The following is a 20,256-nucleotide window of genomic DNA, read 5'->3' on the forward strand; positions in this document are numbered from 1 at the left end:
GGAGGAAAACATGAAAAAGGAAATTAGAATTGCGATTATTGGATGTGGTATGATTTCACATCGTCACATGACAGTTATTGAGAACCTCAATAAGAGAGGAGAGAATTTAAGAGTTGTAGCTGCTGCAGAAATCGACAAGGACAGGCTTTTAGCTTGGGGCAAGCAGTATGGCATTGATGAGAAGGACCTTTATCAGGACTTCCGCGAAATGCTTAAGAGAGATGATATTGATGAAGTTGAAGTTTGTGTCCACAACAACCTTCACACATCAGTTGCAACAGCAGTTATGGCAGCAGGCTTCCCTTGCTACTCAGAGAAGCCAATGGCTTGCTCATATGCTGATGCTAAGATTCTCTATGATGCACAGAAAAAGTATGGCCAGAAGCTTGCTGTTCAGATTAGCTCAATCTACAATCCACAGACACGTATTGCTAAGAAGATGATCGAGGAAGGAAAGCTTGGAAAAGTTTACCACGCTCGTTCAGTAGGTCACAGACGTCAGGGCCGTCCAGGCTATGATATGCAGTTCTTCTCAAAGGACTTCATCGATCCAGAGATTGGTGTACACGGACCATTATTTGATCTTGGTATTTATCACCTTGCTCAGATGCTCTATGTACTTGGTATGCCAGAGCTTGAGAGCGTATACGGTGTTCAGTCATGCGACTATTGGACACATCCAACAATCGATGCACAGACAAACCGCAAGGCTCCAGTAGAGGACCTTGGAATTGGTATCGCTAAGTTCAAGGGCGGTCTTTCAATGGATATCTATGAGGACTGGGCTATTCACATGGATGAAATCGGAACAAGCTTCATCGCAGGTAAGAATGGTGGTATCAAGTTTATCGATGTTGACTCAACAGGTGGCCCTATGGCTGTTCCAGAGGGTGGCGGAATTGTAGGTGGTGGACACCTTCAGACTCCAAAGCTTGAGCACTTCGGCGTTGATGAGGATGGCAATTTATTTGCAACAAAGCTTGATTGTGCAATCGGCGACATTACAGGCCAGCAGGAGCTTGCACTTCACCCAGAGATGGTAATGTACAATGACAACCAGCTTCATTGGTATTCATACCTTCGCGGCGATCTTACAGATGAGACAAGAATTGACTCACCATACATCGCTATGCAGACAGCATTCCTTTCAGAAGGTGTTGTTCTTTCAAATGAGCTTGGTCGTTCAGTAACAGCTGATGAAATCAAGAAGATGTCTAAGTCAATCGCTATCCGTGAGCAGAAGACTGACTTTGGCGTAATCAAGTATGATTTCGACGAGTATGTTCCAGAATAAAAAGTAAATATACAGCTTTGACAAATCCCAGCTAGTTCTATACTATAGTGTCTATCACTTAGGGAGAATGATATGTTGGGGAAGTTAAATCAATTGAATTCAAAGAAACAAGGTAAAGTCTACATTGTGCTAGCAGTCTGCCTTGTTTCTTTTTTTATTATAGGAATTGTTGCAGCTATTGGCGGCAATTTGTGGGCAAATAAAAATCGTGTAAATGACAAGCTTGTTGTGGTTTCACCTCATCCTGTCAGCTTTATGGAGCCTCTTATAAATGAATTTGAAATCGAAACCGGAATTCAGGTGGAGGTAAAAAGCTGCGGTACCACCGAGGCTATCCAAATGATTGAAGAGGATGAAAATGTGGACTTGATGTGGGGCGGTTCTGTTCTTACAGTTGGTCCATACAAGGATGATTTCCTGCCCTATAGGAGTACTGCATCAGATTGTATTTACACTCAGTTCAAGGACAATTCATTTAACACAAATTGTTTTACTGATGTACCTAGTGTGCTAATGATTAACACTGATTTGATTGGAGATATTAAAATCACAGGTTATGAGGATTTGCTACAGCCAGAATTGAAGGGGAAAATCGCATTTGCAGATCCTACAAAGTCCTCATCTTCCTATGAGCATCTTGTAAATATGCTTTATGCCATGGGCTCAGATGATTCTAATGGAAATGCCAAGAGTGATACTCCATCCGTTGATTCAGAAAAAGGATTTGAATACGTAAATGCGTTACTAGATCAGTTAGATGGCAATCTTCTTGATAGTTCATCCGATGTGTACCAAGGTGTTGCAAATGGAAAATATGTGGTGGGCCTCACCTTTGAGGAGGCAGCCCTTACTATGCTATCTGCTGGTAAGCACGTGCGCATTGTCTATATGAAAGAGGGAGTAGTGTCTACTCCCGATGGAATTTATATAAATAAAAATACCAAGCGAGCTGATGAGGCCAAGGCTTTTGTAGACTTTATGCTAAGCTATGACACCCAGGTTTATGTTGCCCAGTATTTAGGCAGACGCTCTGTTAGGACAGATGTGTCCAACTCGTCAGAGGTCCTTGCCAAGGCTCAAATCAATATAATCCAAGTGGACAGAAGCCTAGTTATAAATAGCAGAGAAAAATGGCTAGAAGAATTTAGCAATATAGCAGAAAAGAGGAGGGATTAGTATGGCTGGCGAAATAAAATCCTTCCAGGAAAACATCAGAAAGACATTTATCTGGTACTCACTGACACCGGTTATTGTAATTGTCATTACAGCTTTTATCATCTTTATTGCCGCCTGGGGAATTAGTCTTAGGGAATCCACCAGAGATGATAATGAAGGCATAACAAAACGCATTGAAAATGTTATGAATGACTATTATTCAATGGTTGATGATGTAAGTGCAGTAATGGTTGATTCTGATTCCAACAACAAAAGAGATGATATATTTTCAGCAATGTACGAGGCAACCTCCGACTATGATGAGCTAGGTGAAATGGTTATTTTAGACGGAGCTAACAATCAGATTTTCTCCAGCAGTGATGGCACCTATCCTTTTTTGACAAAAAGAGGCATGACAAACTGGGGCGTTTGGAAGTTGGCGAAAAACAATCCAAATCAGACCAGGACTATTCTCTTTGAAGGCAAGCTTTTTGTTGTTAGAAGTGTATATGAAAATGATAAATTGCAATACGGTATTTTTTACATAGTGCCTCCAGAGGTAATCAGAAATCAGTTTAAGGGTGAGGATAAAACAGTATTCATCACCGATAACCTTGGCTGGGTTTATTTATACAACAACAAGGTACTGATGGATGATTTGGGGAGAGTGGAGCCTCAGCTTGAAAACACCTATGGATACACTACCATCGATGGTCATATCTTCTATAGCTATAGAAATGATAGCGATATGGGAATATCCGTATATACGATATCTGATATACATAGGAGCATTCGGACGGTAGAGACTATTTTAGTTATTATCATTGTAATATTCATTGGAATTATCTTGATTTCCTATAGAAACGCAGACAACAGTTCAAAGGAATATACAAGAGACGTTAAAAAAATCGAGCAGGCATTTGAGTCAGTTCAGCAGGGAGATTTGGATGTTAGCTTAGATATTGACAGTAGCAAGGAGTTTCAGACTATAGGTCGAGACTTTAACCAGATGCTTGAGGGACTGAAGGAGGAGATCGCTCAAAATCAAGAGCTGGCAGAAAACGCCGCATTCTCCCAGGTAAAGCAGCTTGAGAGTCAGTTTAACCCACACTTTTTGTTTAACACCTTGGATAACATCAGATTCATGGCAAAGATTGACGCCAAGGCAGCAGATAAAATGATTGTTTCTCTATCTGGACTGCTTCGCTACAGTATCAGAGAGACAAGAGATGAGGTGACTGTGAGAGAGGATTTGCACAATCTCCAGTTGTATCTTAATATTTTACAAATCAGATTTAACAAGAGATTCTCCTACAGTATAGATGTGTCTGAAGAAATCTATGACTGCCTTATTCCAAAGTTAGTCATTCAGCCACTTATTGAGAATGCCATAAAATATGGATTTGAGGGAAGAGAGACTCTTGATGTAAAAATAAGAGGGACACAGCATCAGGACAATATTGTCTTTGTATGCGAGGACGATGGCGCTGGAATGGATGAATCCCTTTTAGCTGAGCTTAAGCAACAGCTGGAGGGAGAGAAAAATGAGTCATCACACCTAGGGCTATACAATATTCATCGCAGGATTCAATTGATGTACAAGGGAGACTATGGATTGAATATCGAAAGCGTGAAGGACAGGGGAACTACAGTTAGGGTTACAATACCAAAGCACAGATAGGGAATAGTTATGTATAGAGTGTTAATTGCAGAGGATGAGGACATCATCCGAAAGGGAATTGCCTACACAATGGACTGGGTATCTATGGGATGCACCATTGTAGGTGAGGCAGCAAATGGAAAAGAAGGCATAGAAAAGATAGAAGAGCTGCGACCAGACATAGTTTTGGCTGACATAAAAATGCCTATAGTAGACGGAATTGAAATGGTAAAAACTGCAGGCACAGAGTCAGATTTTAAAACCATTATCATGACTAGCTATGCAGATTTTGAGTATGCCAAGCAGGCAATTGATTTAGGGGTATCGGCATATTTGATGAAGCCTGTGGATGAGGATGAGCTCAAGAAAAATGTGGAAAAAATCATCCAGGAAATTGAAAAGGATAATCAGCTTAAGCAGATTTCAGAGAAGAAGACAGTCTATGTAAAAACTGATGCTGATAATGACTATGTGCAGCATATTTTAAGCGCCACTGAGTCTAGATATTCAGAAAAAATAAGCATAGAGAGCTTCTCAGAGGAACTGGGAGTGTCTGCCAGTTACTTATCTAGAAAATTCAAGGAAGCTACCGGCTCTACTTATCTAGATTTCTTAAATAAATACAGAGTGCAGAAGGCTATTAAGCTGCTAGAGACAGGCAAATACAAGGTGTACCAGGTCTCTGATATGACAGGATTTTCCGACTACAAGCATTTTAATTCTGTTTTTAAAAGATATACAGGCAGCGCTCCATCTGAATTTGTCAAATAGAAACACTGCCTGATGTAATTTTTATTCTGCTATAAATAAAACACCTAAAGTGCCAGGGCCGCAGTGGGACGAAACCACTGCGCCTGCATTAGTCTCAAGAATCTCATTAAAGTGGTTCAGTCCATTTAGATAATTGTAAACAGAATCTACTATTTCTTTTTTGCAGCCTGAGTGGGTGATGAAAACTCTCTCAGGTCTTGCAGAAAGAAGGTCATTTTCCATATCTTTTACATAATCCATAACATATTTTACATCTTTGCCACGGTATTTCTTCTCAGGATGCATGGCACCATCTGATACTGCAATACGAGGATGGAGCTTTAGTGCACCGCCTACTAAAGCAGCAAGTCCAGAGCATCTGCCGCCGCGATGTAGGTAAATAAGAGTATCTATTACAAAGCTGGCACGGACCTTGTCTCTGATTGCCATAACCTCATCCACAACCACACTGGCGCTCATTCCCTTTGCTGCAAGCTCAGCTGCATATAATACCTGAAGACCTATGCCAGTTGATAGATTAGCTGAGTCGATTACATGAACTCTATCGGAAATCTCTAAATCCTCTGCTGCCAGTCTACAGTTATTAAAGCTTGCAGACATAGACGATGAAATCGCAAATACGATATACTCATCATCGCTGTCTTTAGAAAGAAACTGTTCCACATCCTCAACACTAGGTGCAGCAGTCTTAGGAGTCTGGCCATGCTCATCTGACCAGGCATATAAATCCTGTGGGGCAATATTCATGCCATCTTTGTACTCCTCATCCCCAAGTCTAACGTAAAGAGGGATTATTCCAATATTATATTTCTCCACCAATTCTGGTGATAAATCGCATGTACTATCAGCTAGAATTTTAATCATAACCATCCTCCAGTATTCTCTTAATGTAATCAAAATAATTATCCTTATTAGTACAAATTTTAATACAAGTGGAGTGGGAACTCAAAGCTATAATTGAATTTGTTTACAATAGGGAGTATTTATACTATTATTTCATCTTAGTGATGATATATCACTCGGGTTTTGTAGGGGAGACCCTTACGGAGATATTTTATGGAAAAGAAGAAAATTTCATCAGTTCAATTGATACCACTGAGCTTTCTTATTGCTATAGCCATAGGAGGGCTCATTTTAATGCTTCCGATTTCTTCGGCGGCAGGTCAGTGGACCAATCCACTCGTGGCGTTTTTTACTTCAACTACTTCCACTTGTGTTACAGGCCTTGTAGTTGTAGACACTTACAGTTACTTTAGTACATTCGGTCATATTATTATTCTATGTCTCATACAGGTAGGTGGCCTGGGAATCATCACAGTTATATCCATGGTAATGCTTATCACTCAAAAGAAATTTTCTTTAGGTGATAGAAAAATGCTTCAGGAATCCCTGAACTTGGATACAGATGTGGGAATACTTAGGCTTTTGATTAGAATTTTCAAGGATGTATTTAAGGTTGAGTTATTCGGGGCAGTTTTATATTCCATATCATTTATTCCTGAGTTTGGCGTGGCAAGGGGAATTTGGTACTCCATATTCCACTCAGTTTCAGCCTTTTGTAATGCGGGGATAGATATTATTGGTGACAGAAGCCTTATGGACTACAAGTCCAATCCGCTGGTGATGTGTACAACAATGATTCTTATTGTTCTTGGCGGACTTGGTTACGTAGTTTGGTTTGATATGTCGGAGAAAATTAAGGCTGGCATAAAAAAGCGATTTACCCCAGTACAGATTTTCAAAAGATTTGAAGAGCATACCAAGCTTGTTGTCACAGTAACAGTAACACTTATTGTTTCAGGTGCATTATTCTTCTTTATTGCAGAATTTAAAAATGCAGGGACCATTGGAAATCTATCATTGTTTGATAAGACCATTAACAGCTTTTTTGAGTCAATCACTCTTAGGACCGCAGGGTTCAGCTCTTTTCCACAGGAAAATATGACTGATTTTTCTTGCGTAATGTCATATATTTTGATGTTTATTGGTGGTTCTCCTATCGGAACAGCTGGTGGTGTTAAAACAGTTACCATTTTCCTTGCTTTACTTAACGTGATTTCATACATTCATGATGATGATCAAAGTATTATTTTCAATAGACGAGTTACAGACGAAAGCATGCGAAAGGCCACAGTTATCGTATCAGTTGCAGCATTTGCAATTGTAGTGCTTACTCTTTTACTTATAGTTACTAACAAGGTAAATATGCAGGATGAACTTTACGAGGTCATAAGCGCATCAGCTACCGTAGGATTGTCCCGAGGACTTACATCTAGCCTGGATTCAATCGGTCAGATAATAATTATCGTTGCCATGTATTTGGGACGAATAGGACCTATTTCCCTGGCAATCTTTTTTGCTGGCAGAGGTCATCATAAGAGCAAATGTAGATATTTAGAAGGGGATTTCTTTGTAGGATAAGGAGAATAAAATGAAAAAGACAATAGCAGTTTTAGGATTAGGAAAATACGGAATCAGCCTTGCTAAAAGCATGTATGAAATGGGCGCTGACGTTTTGGTAGTAGATAACAATAGAGATAAGCTCAAGGATATGGACGGCTACTGTACAGCAGCTGTTTGCGCCGACCTTACCAACGAGGATGAGGTAGAGATGCTTGGACTTAAAAACATGGATATTGTTGCCATTGCAATGGGTGGCAATTTATCAGCCAGCATTATGTCAGTGGCAGTAGCAAAGGAACTAAAGGTGCCACTTATTGTTGCCAAGAGTTCATCTGATAGAATGACATCGATTCTCAAAAAAATAGGTGCTAACAAGGTTATTGTTCCTGAAGAGTACGGCGGAGAGCAGTCAGCAAGAATTCTAGCTTCTGATACATTCTTAGATTACTTTAAGGTAGATGAAAACCTGTGTATGGTAGAGATGCTTCCTATACCAAAGTGGGTAGGCAAAAATATGATAGAGCTTAATCTTCGTAAAAACTACAAGATTAACGTTATCGCATATATGAATCACAAAACTGGTCATTGGAAGACTATTGATCCAGCGGAGCCACTTGAGGCAGACAATGAGTTACTTATTGTTTTAGAGAGAGATCAGTTAAATAGAATTAATAAACAATAAACCTAGTTCAGAAAATCGGATAATAAAACAGAAAACTGGGTATTTATAAAAAGCTAACTTTTTTATCATGTAATTATCAATTAACCGAAAGGAGAAGAAAACATGAAAAAAAGGTTAGCTTTATTTTTTGCCGGATTAATGGCATGTAGCCTTGTTGGTTGTGGGGGGAATGATGGAAAGGAGGCAGCTACTTCTGAGGAGGCAACATCCATTGTTGCTGAGGAGAATGTAGACGAATTCCAGAAATTAATTGACGCAGCTAAGGAAGAGGGCACTCTTGTTGTATATGGTTCTTGCGAGGAGGAATACCTTGCAGCAGCATGTGAGAATTTTGAGAGACTCTATGGAATTGAAGTTCAGTACCAAAGATTATCTACTGGTGAAGTTCAAAGCAAGATTGAGGAGGAAAATGGAAATCCATCAGGTGATGTTTGGTTTGGTGGCACAACAGACCCTTACAATGTTGCAGCAGCAGAGGGACTTTTAGAGTCATACGATGCAATGAATGCAACACATTTAATGAGTGATGAATACAAGGATGCTGATGGATATTGGTACGGAATTTACAAAGGAATTCTTGGATTTATGGTAAATACAGATGAGCTTGAACGTATGGGAATTGAGGCTCCAGCAGATTGGGAAGATTTGACAGATGATCAGTACAAGGGATTGGTTTGGATGTCAAACTACAACACAGCTGGTACAGCAAAGCTCATCATCAACACAATGGTTCAAAAATACGGACATGACGAGGGTATCAATTACCTTGTTGACTTGGACAAGAATGTAGAAGTTTATACAAAGTCAGGTTCTGGCCCATCTAAGAATGTGGGAACTGGCGAGTGTGTAGTAGGTGTAGGTTTCTTACATGATGCATTGGCTCAGATTGTTGACAATGGATATGAGAATATCAATCTTATCATTCCATCATCAGGCACATCTTATGAAATCGGTGCTACAGCAATCTTCAAGGGATGCGCACATCCAAACGCAGCAAAGCTTTGGATTGAGTATGCTCTTAGTCCAGACTGCGTAGAGCTTGCAGCACAGAACGGTTCATACCAGTTCTTATTACTTGATAATGCAACACAGCCAGAAGTTGCTACAGAATATGGTCTTGATCCAGACAATGTAATGGATTATGACTTCGAGGATGCAAAAGAAAATACAGCTCAGTATGTTGAGGATGTAATGAGTGCATTAGGTAGCGCAGCTGACGATCGTTTCCAGACAGAATAAGTCACGTATCACTTTTAAGGCGGGTGTTTTTCATCCGCCTTATATATTAAGAGGGAGGAATAAAAGATGGCAAAGAGTCAAAGTGCCAGTCTTGAAAGAAAGAAGCTTCTAGCGGATCCAATTCTTTGTACAACAATAGTGCTTCTTGTTGTATTCTTAACAGTTTTCATTCTGTATCCGCTTGCAATTTTGCTGGTAGACAGCTTCGTTTCAGATAATGGAATTACAACTGATATTTTCAAAAGGGTAATGGGCCTTTCCAATTTTAGGAGAGCCATTACAAACACTTTAAAGGTAGGGTTTTTAGTGGGTATCATCTCCACATTGATAGGTCTGTTATTTGCCTATGTTGAGGTGTATGTAAAACTTAGAACCAGATTTATCGAGGGATTATTCAAATTGGTTTCAATGCTTCCTGTAGTATCACCACCATTTGTATTATCTCTTTCCATGATTATGCTTTTTGGTAAAGCAGGAATAATCACACGTTTTCTTCTTAAAATATATGACAACAGCGTCTATGGATTCTGGGGAATTGCAATTGTTCAAACCCTTACATTTTTCCCAGTATGCTACATGATGCTGAAGGGACTGCTTAAAAATATCGACCCATCTCTAGAAGAAGCAGCAAGAGACATGGGTGCATCTAGACTGAAGGTTTTTATGACAGTTACCTTCCCACTTATTTTGCCAGGTTTAGGCAATGCCTTTTTGGTAACCTTTATAGAATCAATCGCAGATTTCGCCAACCCTATGATTATCGGTGGCTCCTACGACACATTGGCCACCACCATTTACCTGCAGATTACAGGTGCCTATGATAAGCAAGGTGCAGCAGCCATGGCTGTAGTCCTCCTTGGTATTACACTTTTGATGTTTATGGTTCAGAAATATTATTTGGAAGCAAAATCAACTGCAACCCTTTCTGGAAAAGCATCAAGAGAGAGAATGCTTATCACAGACAAGAGCGTAACTGTTCCCCTGACTATTGCATGTTCCGCTCTGGCAATCTTTGTAATCGTAATGTATATCTGTGTTCCATTTGGGGCGTTGTTCAAGACCTGGGGATATGATTTCCATTTGACAACCAAGTGGTTTGAGCAGGTATTTGTCAGATACAAGGGACTAAAGACATTTAAGGACAGTTTTGTTTTATCACTGATTTCAGCACCAATAACAGCCCTTCTTTCAATGATTATCTCTTACCTTGTTGTTAAGAGAAAGTTCAAGGCAAAGGGATTTATAGAAGCGGTTTCAATGCTTGCTATGGCGGTGCCTGGAACAGTTCTTGGTATAGGTTATATCAGAGGTTTTGCAGGAGGAATATTTGGAACAGGCATTCTTCAAAGCCTTTACGGAACTGGAGCAATTCTTGTAATTGTTTTTGTAGTTCGAAGCCTTCCTACAGGAACCAGAAGCGGTATTTCAGCCCTGAGGCAGATTGATAAGAGCATTGAAGAATCAGCCTACGACATGGGGGCAGATAGTTTTAGAGTGTTTATGACAGTGACACTTCCATTGATAAAAGATAGCTTCTTAAGTGGTTTCATTACTTCGTTTGTACGTAGTATTACAGCTATCTCAGCTATCATTTTACTTGTCACACCATCATACTTACTTATCACAGTTCAGATTAATGAGTTTGCAGAAAAGGGTTCATACGGAATCGCCTGTGCATTTGCCACAATTCTTATCATGATTACCTATGGCTCAGTTTTGATTATGAATCTATTGATGAAGTATTTTGGAACAAGTAAAAAAGTAAAGTTTGATGAATAATTTGGAAGGGTGAATAAAATGGCAAAAGAGAAAAAAGGAGTTCGCTTAGAACATATTTCAAAAATATATAAAGATCCTAAATCAGGAAAAGATTTTTATGCAGTGCAGGATACAAATCTAGAAATCGAGCCAGGCAGCTTTGTCACATTGCTTGGACCATCTGGATGCGGTAAGACAACTACACTTCGTATGATAGCTGGATTTGAAAGTCCAGATGAAGGTGAGATTTATCTGGGAGGAGAGCCAATTAATGCGCTGACACCAAATAAAAGAGACACAGCAATGGTGTTCCAATCTTACGCATTGCTTCCTCACTACAACATTTTTGATAATGTTGCCTACGGATTAAAGCTTAGAAAAATGGACCCAGAGGTAATCAAGTCAAAGGTTGCAGACATCCTTGCCCTTGTAGGACTTGAGGGCATGGAAAACCGAATGACTAATCAGCTTTCAGGAGGTCAGCAGCAGAGAGTTGCTCTTGCAAGAGCCCTTGTAATTGAGCCAGGGGTATTGCTTTTTGATGAGCCACTTTCAAACTTGGATGCAAAGCTTCGCGTTTCTATGAGAACTGAAATTAGAAGAATCCAGCAGGAAGCTGGTATTACTGCAGTATATGTTACTCACGACCAGTCAGAGGCTATGGCTATTTCAGACAAGGTCATCATTATGAACAAGGGTATAGTAGAGCAGGTTGCCACACCTCATGAGGCATACTATTATCCAAAGAATGAATTTGTTGCAGACTTCATTGGCGAGGCTAACTTTATAGAGGCAACTGTTGTTGCACAGGATATGGTTCAGGTGGATGGAGTTAATCTCAAATGTACAACAGGCACACTTTCTACAGGCAGTTGTTGCGACATCGTCCTTAGACCAGAGGGAGCATTCCTTGCGGATGAAGGTGATTTATCAGGCCTAGTTGAGTATTCTTGCTTCATGGGAGCATATCAGGATTACCATGTGAGAGTAGGACATAATCTTGTAAAGATTCAGGAGTATAATCCTAAGAACAAAAAGATATATAATGTAGGTGATAAGGTATTCTTGAATTTTGAAGAAAACACACTTTATGCATTATAGAAATAGAATACGAGGTTTGTGCTTATGCAATTACTTAATGAATTACAGTCGATGTCAGAAGTTGCAGTAGTTATACGACTTACGGTTGCCACATTGTTTGGAAGTCTTATTGGCTGGGAGCGTCTCGTAAGACATCACAGCGCTGGTATTAAGACCTTTGCGCTGGTTAGTCTAGGCTCGGCAGTGGCTACAGTATTAAATCTTTATCTGGCTATGATACCAGGACTTAATGCTGATGTAAGCCGTATTCCAGCAGGTGTTGTAAGCGGAATTGGTTTCCTTGGAGCAGGTACCATTCTTGTTACAGGACGTCAACAGATTAAGGGCCTTTCCACTGCAGCGTCCCTCTGGGTTGCATCCTGCATGGGAATGGCAATAGGAGCTGGCTATATGATAGTTGGTTGTGCATGTTTCTTACTTGTACTCCTTGCCAACATCGTCCTCTATAGACTTAGCTCACGAGTTGAGGAAAATAGTAGACATATGAGTGTCTACATCGAAGTCAGCAAAAGCCGAGGCGTGTCCAAACTTCTAAAGGCCATATCGGATGCTGGATTTGAAATAAGCAGCATGATTAAAAGCCGTGAGAAAACAATCCAATCCACAGACATAGCGCTAATTATCGATATAGATTTTGATCGTCGTCGCTCTCATCAAGAGGTTATTAACATGATCAGTGATTTGGATTATGTAAGTTATGTAGAAGAGGTATAGTAAAAATTGGATATAAAATAGGTGAAAGAGGAACTGTCTAAAATTGCACAGTTCCTTTTTGCATTTATTGTGCAAAATCACATGCCCTTTGATTGGGTTACTGATTGGGTGATTTGAAAGTAATCATAGGACTTGATTACTTGAAGCATAAAAGTGTCAATTTTTGATTATTTGGATGATTAAGTTAATGATTGAAAAGGCTAAAAACGTTGATTTTATGGGATTTGTCGGGTTTTTACAAAAAATATGCAGAGTCATTTATTTACATCGCCGAAGTTGGGTCAATCATATTGACCAGGAAAAATAAAAGAGATAATGTGTTAACAGTGTTAAGTCATTAACACTTGAAAGCAACCGCTAGCGAGGATAAAAAATGAAAAAATTTAAGGAAGTTGCAGGTAATAACACCAGCGATTTATCAGAGATGAATCGCTCAGCTATTGTTAGAATCCTACAGCAAAAGGAGATATGCTCCAGAGCTGAGGTAGCTAAAATGATGGGACTGACCCAGGCGTCTATAACAAAGCTCGTTGGCGCACTTATAGATATGGGAATTGTCTCAGAAGTAGGAATAGTTAAGGGTAATGGAAATAGACGTTCCATTGGACTGAGACTAAATGCAGAAAAGAATCTGGTGATAGGCGTAAAGTTCTCACGACATGTGTTTGCAATAGGAGTATTTGATATCTCTGGAAAGCTATACACACAGCAGGAGACGGAATATAGCCTTAATGATTTTGCTGAGGATGTAATCGCCTCAATGAAAGAGCAGATTCATAAGCTTCTTAAAAAATATAAAAATGTTGTGGCAATCGGACTTGCAGTTCCGGGACCTTATCTAAGAGGTGAGGGACGCATTGCTATGGTAACTCGAATGCCAAATTGGAGAACAGTCAACTTTATTGATGAGTTCAAGCATGAGTTTGATAAGCCAGTGTTTATAGAACAGGATGCTAATGCCGGAGCCTTGGCAGAGTGGTGGTTTGGCAATCACGATAGACCACTTAATTCGTTAGCATATTTTCTTATAGGTGAAGGTGTTGGTTCTGGAATAGTAGATCACGACCGACTTCTCCTTGGCAACTTAGGAATAGCAAGTGAGGTTGGTCATATCAGCATCGACTATAAGGGACCTGTTTGCGAGTGCGGTAATAGAGGTTGTCTAGAGCTTTACTGCTCAACCATGGCACTCCTTAAAAAGGCTGAAAAGGATTTGCCTGAGCTTTTTGAAAAGCCATATGAAAACAGAGCAGAAGCATGCGCAAGAATATTTGATGCTGCAAGAGCTGGCAACAAAAAGGCAATCAAACTTGTAAATGAAATTGCTGAGTATTTAGGATTCGGATGCGTCACACTTATAAATGCATACGACCCAGAGATTATTGTGATTGGCGATAGCATAGCTCAGGGTGATGAGCTACTTCTTCCAACTATTAAAAAGATAGTTGAAGAGAGAACCCTTAAGGCAATCAGCAGCAATGTAAGAATAGAGATTTCAAAGCTTAAAATTGACCCAACCCTCTATGGGGCTGCGGCAATAGCTACAGATAGAGTACTTAGGAAACCAAGTGAGTATTTAACTTTGAACAAGGATTAGATCTCAGTGGTACATAAATAGGGAGGTATTAGATATATGGAGAACAATTCTTTTATCCTTCAGATGAAAGGTATAACAAAAGAATTTCCAGGTGTTAAAGCACTTGATGATGTAAATCTCTCAGTGAAGACAGGCACGATTCATGCTATATGCGGTGAAAATGGTGCTGGAAAATCTACACTGATGAAGGTTTTATCTGGTGTTTATCCATATGGCACTTACGATGGGGAAATCATCTTTGGCGGCCAGGAAATGAAATTCAGAAATATCAAAGAATCTGAGCATGCAGGAATTGCCATTATTCACCAGGAATTGACCATGATACCTGAGTTATCCATTACAGAAAACATCTTCATGGGTAACGAAATAATCAAGCATGGCATGGTGGATTGGGCCGAGGAAAAGAGAAGAACCTATGAGATTTTAAAGAAGGTTGGATTGTCAATCAACCCAGACATCTTAATCAAACATTTAGGTGTAGGTCAGCAGCAATTGGTAGAAATCGCAAAGGCACTTTCTAAAAATGTAAAGCTTTTGATTTTAGATGAGCCTACATCAGCCCTTAATGAGGCTGATTCAGAAAATCTTTTGGACTTGATGCTTGACCTTAAGAATAAGGGTATTACATGTATTATGATTTCTCACAAGCTCAACGAAATAGCAGCTGTATCAGATGCAGTTACTGTAATTAGAGATGGACATACAGTTGAAAGCTACGATGTTGAAGCAGGAAAAGTAGATGAGGACAAAATCATTAAGGCAATGGTTGGTCGTTCAATTGAGAATCGTTATCCAGAGCATAAATCAAATCCTGGAGAGGTCATTTTTGAGGTGGATGATTGGTGCGTAGAGGACCCAGACGTTGAAGGCAGAATGGTATGTAAAAATGCCAGCTTCAATGTAAGAGCAGGAGAAATCGTTGGATTCGCTGGTCTGATGGGTGCAGGTAGAACCGAGCTTATGCGCTCTATATTTGGTCGCAACTACGGTATCTATCATAAGGGCACAATCAAGATAAAGGGTAGAGAAGTAAAGCTCACATCAGTTGAGTCAGCAATTAAAAACGGTATAGCTTACGTACCGGAGGATAGAAAGAATTTAGGACTTAATCTTTTGGATTCCATTAGAAAAACAGTTGTCGCAGCTAATTTAGACAAGATAACTAAAAAGGGACTTCTTGATTTAAATGATGAGAAAAAAGCAGCTGAGGAATACAGAACTTCACTTAAGATTAAGACTTCTAGTGTAGATAGAGGGGTAACTACTCTTTCAGGTGGTAATCAGCAAAAGGTAGTACTTTCAAAGTGGATGTTCACAGAGCCAGATATTTTGATTCTTGATGAACCTACACGAGGTATTGACGTTGGCGCTAAGTACGAGATTTACAAGCTTATCCATCAGTTGGCTGACGAAGGTAAAGCAGTTATTCTTGTATCTTCTGAGTTGCCTGAGCTTCTTGGAATGGCAGATAGAATCTATACCATTTTCGAGGGAACAATCACTGGTGAGATTGGTAGCAGTGAGGCAAGTCAGGAAGGACTTATGAAGCGTATGACCATAACATCTAACTAGGGATGTCTATATATGAAAGGATGGAAAAGGGAATGAAATACATTAAACAAGTATTGGGCGGTGATCTTCGCCAGTACACAATGGTTTTAGCGTTAGGCTTGTTGATTATTATTTTTAATATTATTTCTGGTGGAAGAATGCTTACATCTTCTAACTTCCAGAATCTTTTATCTGGAAATGCATACGTATTGATTCTTGCTCTTGGAATGTTGATGGTAATTGTAATTGGTCAGATTGATTTGTCAGTTGGTTCAGTTGCAGGTTTTGCTGGAATGGTAATGGCACTTGTAGCGAAAAATTACAGCATACCATGGTGGGCTGCAGTTTTAGTAGCTCTTGCAATCGGCGTACTTGCTGGTGCATGGCATGGATTTTTCTTATCACAGCTTGGAATTCCAGGATTCATTACAACTCTTGGTGGCATGATGATTTTCAGAGGCGGTGTTATTTGGATTTCACGTTCAATTTCAGTGCCTGCTCCACAGGAGCTTAAGTGGTTTGGTTCTGGTTACTTACCAGAATGGGGACCATCCTTTACAGGCATGAACAATTCAACTCTTTTGCTTGGAATTATCGGAATCGCTTGCTACATTTTCGCTCAGATTAAAAAGCATAAGCACTCAGGTGATGCAACAGGCGTGAAAGATCCAGTATGGGCTCTTGTTGTAAGAATTGTGCTTATGTCAGCAATTATTGGTTACTTTACATGGTTATTTGGCTCAGGACGAGTTGGAACCTCCTTCCCTGTTCCAGGACTTATCCTTTTAGTTCTCACTATTATCTATCACATCATTACACAGCGAACCAAATTCGGACGTCATGTGTATGCTGTGGGTGGTAATAAAGCAGCAGCTGCACTTTCAGGTGTAAATGTAAAAAGAACATATTTCCTTACAATGATGAATATGTCTTTCCTATCAGCTGTTGCAGGTATTCTTTTCGTAGGTCGTGCCACAGCTGCAGGACCTGCGGATGGAACTTCCTGGGAAATGGATGCTATCGCATCAGTATTCATCGGTGGTGCTGCAGTATCAGGTGGTGTTGGTACAATCCTTGCTACTATCGTCGGTGGTCTTGTAATGGCAGTACTTAACAACGGTCTTATGCTCATGGGTGTTGGAGCTGACCGTACACAGGTTATCAAGGGCTTCGTTCTTTTAGCAGCGGTAGCATTTGATGTCTACAACAAAAAGAGTGGAAAGAGTTCTATCATAGGTAGACTTTTCGCAAATAAATAACTTTCACTAAAGGAGGAAGGAAAATGAAAAAAAGAACACTTTTGTCAATGGCGATGGCGGCAACAATGATGATGTCCACCTTCGTTGGTTGCGGGGGCGGCCGTGAAGGTGCTGGGGATGCAGCTTCAACAGACACATCAGCTTCTACTGAGCAGACAGCAGAGGCAACAACTGGAGAACTTCCAGGATTTGAAAAGGGGGCAACAATCGGTATTTCTCTTCCATGGCTTGGAACACAGAACTGGAAGGAAGCTGAGGAAATGTTCACAGAGCAGCTTGAGGCAGCTGGATATACTCCACTTGTTCAGGCAGCTGATAATAAGGTAACACAGCAGCAACAGCAGATTGAGTCTATGATTGAGAACGGTGCAAAGGTTATCGTTGTTGGTCCAGTTGATGGCTCACAGCTTGGTTCTGTACTTGAGCAGGCTAAGGAAGCTGGCGTATATGTAATCGGTTACGATAGACTTCTTGAGAACACAACAGGTGTTGACGGCGTTGTACAGTTCGGTTCAGTAAAGACAGGTGAGCTCCAGGCTCAGGCACTTTTAGATGGTCTTAAGGAAAAGAAGGGTGAGGGCCCTTACAACATCGAGCTTTTCGGTGGTGGTCCTGCTGATCCAAATGCACCAAACTTCTTCAAGGGTGCTATGTCAGTACTTCAGCCATACATTGATGATGGCACAGTAACAATCGTTTCTGGTCAGACAGACTTTACAGAGTGTGCAACAGTTGACTGGGACAACTCAAAGGCACAGGCTAGAATGGATACACTTCTTTCTGGATTCTATTCAGACAAGGAAATCCATGGTGTCCTTTGCCCTAACGATGGTATCGCACGTGCATGTATCACAGCTTGCGAAAACGCTGGTCAGGATATCCCTGTAGTATCTGGTCTTGATGCTGAGAATGAGTCAGTTGAGTGGGTATGGGCTGGCAAGCAGTACTCTACAGTTGCTAAGCCAACAGAGGACCTTGTAGCTAAGACAATTGAAATCATTGATTCACTTCAGGCAGGCAATGGTATGCCAGCAACAGATGTAACAGCAAACAATGGTGTTATCGATGTTCCAGTATATGAGCTTCCACCAGTAGTTGTTACAAAAGAGAATGCTAAAGAAGTTTTTGCAAATGATCCTTCAAGACTTGAATTATTAAAGTAAACAATTTCTTCATTATCTCTTATAATAAAAGGGCAGTGAGTAATTCCACTGCCCTTAAATAATAATTAGGTAACAAAGGGAGGTTTTATTTTGGAAAAGAAGATTGACGTTGTGGCATTAGGTGAGCTTCTAATCGACATGACAAACAATGGTGTTTCAGCAAGCAATAACGATTTATTTGAGGCAAATCCTGGAGGAGCACCTTGCAATGTGCTTGCAATGTTAAAACGATTTGGACATAGTGTTAGCTTCATTGGAAAGGTTGGGGACGATATATTTGGCCGCAAGCTTAAGGACACTTTGGACGAAGTTGGTATTAGCACAGAAAATCTTTTGATGGATAAGGATGTACGTACAACACTTGCATTCGTGAAGACGTTTGCAGATGGGGACAGAGATTTTTCTTTCTATAGAAATCCTGGAGCAGATATGATGCTTCGTAAAGACGAAGTGAATCCATCACTTATTGAACAGGCAAAGATTTTCCATTTCGGTACACTTTCTATGACACATGAAATGCCAAGAGAGGCTACCGTATATGCGTTAGAGATAGCAAAGAAAAGTGGTGCAATTATCACTTTTGATCCAAATCTAAGAGAGCCTCTTTGGAATAGTTTAGATGAGGCTAAGGAGCAGGTTGTAAAGGGCCTTGAGTACTGTGACTATCTTAAGATTTCCGACAATGAAATCCAGTGGCTTACAGGAGAAGAGGATTTTACAGCTGGTGTAAATAAAATTAGAGCTCAGTTTGATATTCCACTTATTACCGTTTCAATGGGTAAGGATGGAAGCCGAGCATACTATTTAAATAAAAAGACAGGTGTTGAACATATAGTAGAGGTAGCACCTTTCCTTTCGGAAGATACAATCGAGACAACTGGAGCAGGAGATACATTTTGCGCAAGCGTTCTCCATCATTTGCTTCAGAATGGACTTGAGGACTGGGATGAGAAAAAGCTTCAATCAATGCTTACTGTTGCCAATGCAGCAGCATCTTTAATCACGAGAGTAAAGGGCGCCCTTAGAGTGATGCCACAGCTAGAGGATGTGGAGGCTCTTGTAAAAACAAGGTGATTAAATGGATTATGAAATAGTTTTTTGTGATGTAGATGGTACATTGCTAAATAATGAACATAGGATGCTAGATAGCACCATACAGGCAATAAAGCAGTTAAAAGCAAAGGATATTCCTTTTGTAATTGTTACTGCAAGGGGGCCATCAGGGATTTATCCTATTTTCAAAAGATATAATTTTACATGCCCAATGGCGTGTTATAGCGGCGCACTAGTTATGGATGAGCAGGGCAATGTTTTACAGTCTAATGGATTTTCAAGAAAGACAGCAGCAACTGTTATTCATTTTATTGAGGCAGAGCAGTTTGATTGTACGTGGAATATTTATTCCATGAATATGTGGATTGTAAATAACAAAAATGATCCGCGAGTAAAGAGGGAAGAGTCTATTGTGGAGGTTGAGGCCACAGAGGGGGATATTTCAGATTTACCAGCTGGGGCCAATGTAGGCAAGATTTTGTGTATGTGTAATCCAAAGCAAACGGGGGCAATTGAGAATGCACTTAAGGCAAAATTTCCATGCCTATCAATTGTAAGGTCTTCAGATATTTTAATAGAAATAATGAATAAGGGTATATCTAAAGGGGGCAGCATAAGATTTCTTTGTGATGAATGGAATATCGGACTGGATAAAACAGTTGGATTTGGGGATCATTACAACGATTTAGATATGCTTGAAACTGTGGCCATGCCATTTATTATGGAAAATGGGCCAGAGGAATTAAAGGCGAAAATAGAGAATATAACTTTAAGCAATGAGTCAGATGGAATATACTATGGATTAAAGAAGATAGGACTTGTTGAATAGAGACATATAATGTATGGGAGGATATTA

Annotated in this window: 17 protein-coding genes; 16 read left to right on the top strand and 1 reads right to left on the bottom strand. The window is 40.1% G+C overall.

Annotation, left to right across the window (positions count from 1 at the left end; genetic code table 11):
* Window positions 1-10: 10 nt before the first annotated feature.
* From F0Q01_RS11740 to F0Q01_RS11755, 4 genes are all read left to right on the top strand, one after another.
* The gene (locus F0Q01_RS11740; protein WP_090152752.1) at window positions 11-1,294 is read left to right on the top strand and encodes a Gfo/Idh/MocA family protein; all 1,284 of its coding nucleotides are present in this window, start codon (window positions 11-13) and stop codon (window positions 1,292-1,294) included.
* Window positions 1,295-1,366: 72 nt separating this feature from the next.
* Window positions 1,367-2,470 (top strand): extracellular solute-binding protein, encoded by a 1,104-nt coding sequence (locus F0Q01_RS11745; RefSeq protein ID WP_090489427.1) that lies wholly within the window; start codon window positions 1,367-1,369, stop codon window positions 2,468-2,470.
* A gap of 1 nt (window position 2,471) precedes the next feature.
* Window positions 2,472-4,130 (top strand): sensor histidine kinase, encoded by a 1,659-nt coding sequence (locus F0Q01_RS11750; RefSeq protein ID WP_090489425.1) that lies wholly within the window; start codon window positions 2,472-2,474, stop codon window positions 4,128-4,130.
* 9 nt (window positions 4,131-4,139) lie between these two features.
* A complete protein-coding gene (locus tag F0Q01_RS11755; RefSeq protein WP_090152744.1) occupies window positions 4,140-4,880 on the top strand; it encodes a response regulator transcription factor in 741 nt (246 codons plus the stop codon).
* Window positions 4,881-4,901: 21 nt separating this feature from the next.
* Here the strand turns inward: F0Q01_RS11755 and F0Q01_RS11760 are convergent, their stop codons facing one another.
* A complete protein-coding gene (locus tag F0Q01_RS11760) occupies window positions 4,902-5,744 on the bottom strand; it encodes a DegV family protein (RefSeq protein WP_090489423.1) in 843 nt (280 codons plus the stop codon).
* Between the two features lie 192 nt (window positions 5,745-5,936).
* Here F0Q01_RS11760 and F0Q01_RS11765 point away from each other — a divergent pair, with 192 nt between their 5' ends.
* From F0Q01_RS11765 to F0Q01_RS11820, 12 genes are all read left to right on the top strand, one after another.
* A complete protein-coding gene (locus F0Q01_RS11765) occupies window positions 5,937-7,301 on the top strand; it encodes a TrkH family potassium uptake protein (RefSeq protein ID WP_090489421.1) in 1,365 nt (454 codons plus the stop codon).
* Window positions 7,302-7,311: 10 nt separating this feature from the next.
* Window positions 7,312-7,965 carry a potassium channel family protein gene (locus tag F0Q01_RS11770; protein WP_090489419.1) on the top strand — a complete coding sequence of 218 codons (654 nt, stop codon included), beginning with the start codon at window positions 7,312-7,314 and terminating at the stop codon, window positions 7,963-7,965.
* Between the two features lie 102 nt (window positions 7,966-8,067).
* Complete coding sequence (locus F0Q01_RS11775; RefSeq protein WP_090489417.1) at window positions 8,068-9,204, top strand: ABC transporter substrate-binding protein; 1,137 nt, start codon at window positions 8,068-8,070, stop codon at window positions 9,202-9,204.
* A gap of 66 nt (window positions 9,205-9,270) precedes the next feature.
* On the top strand, window positions 9,271-10,983 hold the full coding sequence (locus F0Q01_RS11780) for an ABC transporter permease (protein ID WP_090489415.1): 1,713 nt from the start codon (window positions 9,271-9,273) through the stop codon (window positions 10,981-10,983).
* 18 nt (window positions 10,984-11,001) lie between these two features.
* Window positions 11,002-12,063, top strand: a complete 1,062-nt coding sequence (locus tag F0Q01_RS11785) for an ABC transporter ATP-binding protein (RefSeq protein WP_090489413.1) — start codon at window positions 11,002-11,004, stop codon at window positions 12,061-12,063.
* Window positions 12,064-12,087: 24 nt separating this feature from the next.
* Window positions 12,088-12,777 (top strand): MgtC/SapB family protein, encoded by a 690-nt coding sequence (locus F0Q01_RS11790; protein ID WP_090152722.1) that lies wholly within the window; start codon window positions 12,088-12,090, stop codon window positions 12,775-12,777.
* A gap of 373 nt (window positions 12,778-13,150) precedes the next feature.
* Window positions 13,151-14,374 carry an ROK family transcriptional regulator gene (locus tag F0Q01_RS11795; RefSeq protein WP_090152719.1) on the top strand — a complete coding sequence of 408 codons (1,224 nt, stop codon included), beginning with the start codon at window positions 13,151-13,153 and terminating at the stop codon, window positions 14,372-14,374.
* Between the two features lie 36 nt (window positions 14,375-14,410).
* A complete protein-coding gene (gene mmsA, locus F0Q01_RS11800) occupies window positions 14,411-15,946 on the top strand; it encodes a multiple monosaccharide ABC transporter ATP-binding protein (protein WP_090489411.1) in 1,536 nt (511 codons plus the stop codon).
* A 32-nt stretch (window positions 15,947-15,978) separates the two neighbouring features.
* Window positions 15,979-17,184 (top strand): sugar ABC transporter permease, encoded by a 1,206-nt coding sequence (locus F0Q01_RS11805; RefSeq protein ID WP_090152713.1) that lies wholly within the window; start codon window positions 15,979-15,981, stop codon window positions 17,182-17,184.
* 23 nt (window positions 17,185-17,207) lie between these two features.
* A complete protein-coding gene (locus F0Q01_RS11810) occupies window positions 17,208-18,347 on the top strand; it encodes a sugar-binding protein (RefSeq protein WP_090152711.1) in 1,140 nt (379 codons plus the stop codon).
* 90 nt (window positions 18,348-18,437) lie between these two features.
* Window positions 18,438-19,421 carry a carbohydrate kinase family protein gene (locus tag F0Q01_RS11815; protein WP_090489409.1) on the top strand — a complete coding sequence of 328 codons (984 nt, stop codon included), beginning with the start codon at window positions 18,438-18,440 and terminating at the stop codon, window positions 19,419-19,421.
* 4 nt (window positions 19,422-19,425) lie between these two features.
* Window positions 19,426-20,229, top strand: coding sequence for a Cof-type HAD-IIB family hydrolase (locus F0Q01_RS11820; RefSeq protein ID WP_090489407.1), 804 nt, complete (start codon window positions 19,426-19,428; stop codon window positions 20,227-20,229).
* Window positions 20,230-20,256 lie beyond the last annotated feature (27 nt).

It is taken from the genome of Pseudobutyrivibrio xylanivorans (genome assembly GCF_010906925.1).
Taxonomy (GTDB): Bacteria; Bacillota; Clostridia; order Lachnospirales; family Lachnospiraceae; genus Pseudobutyrivibrio.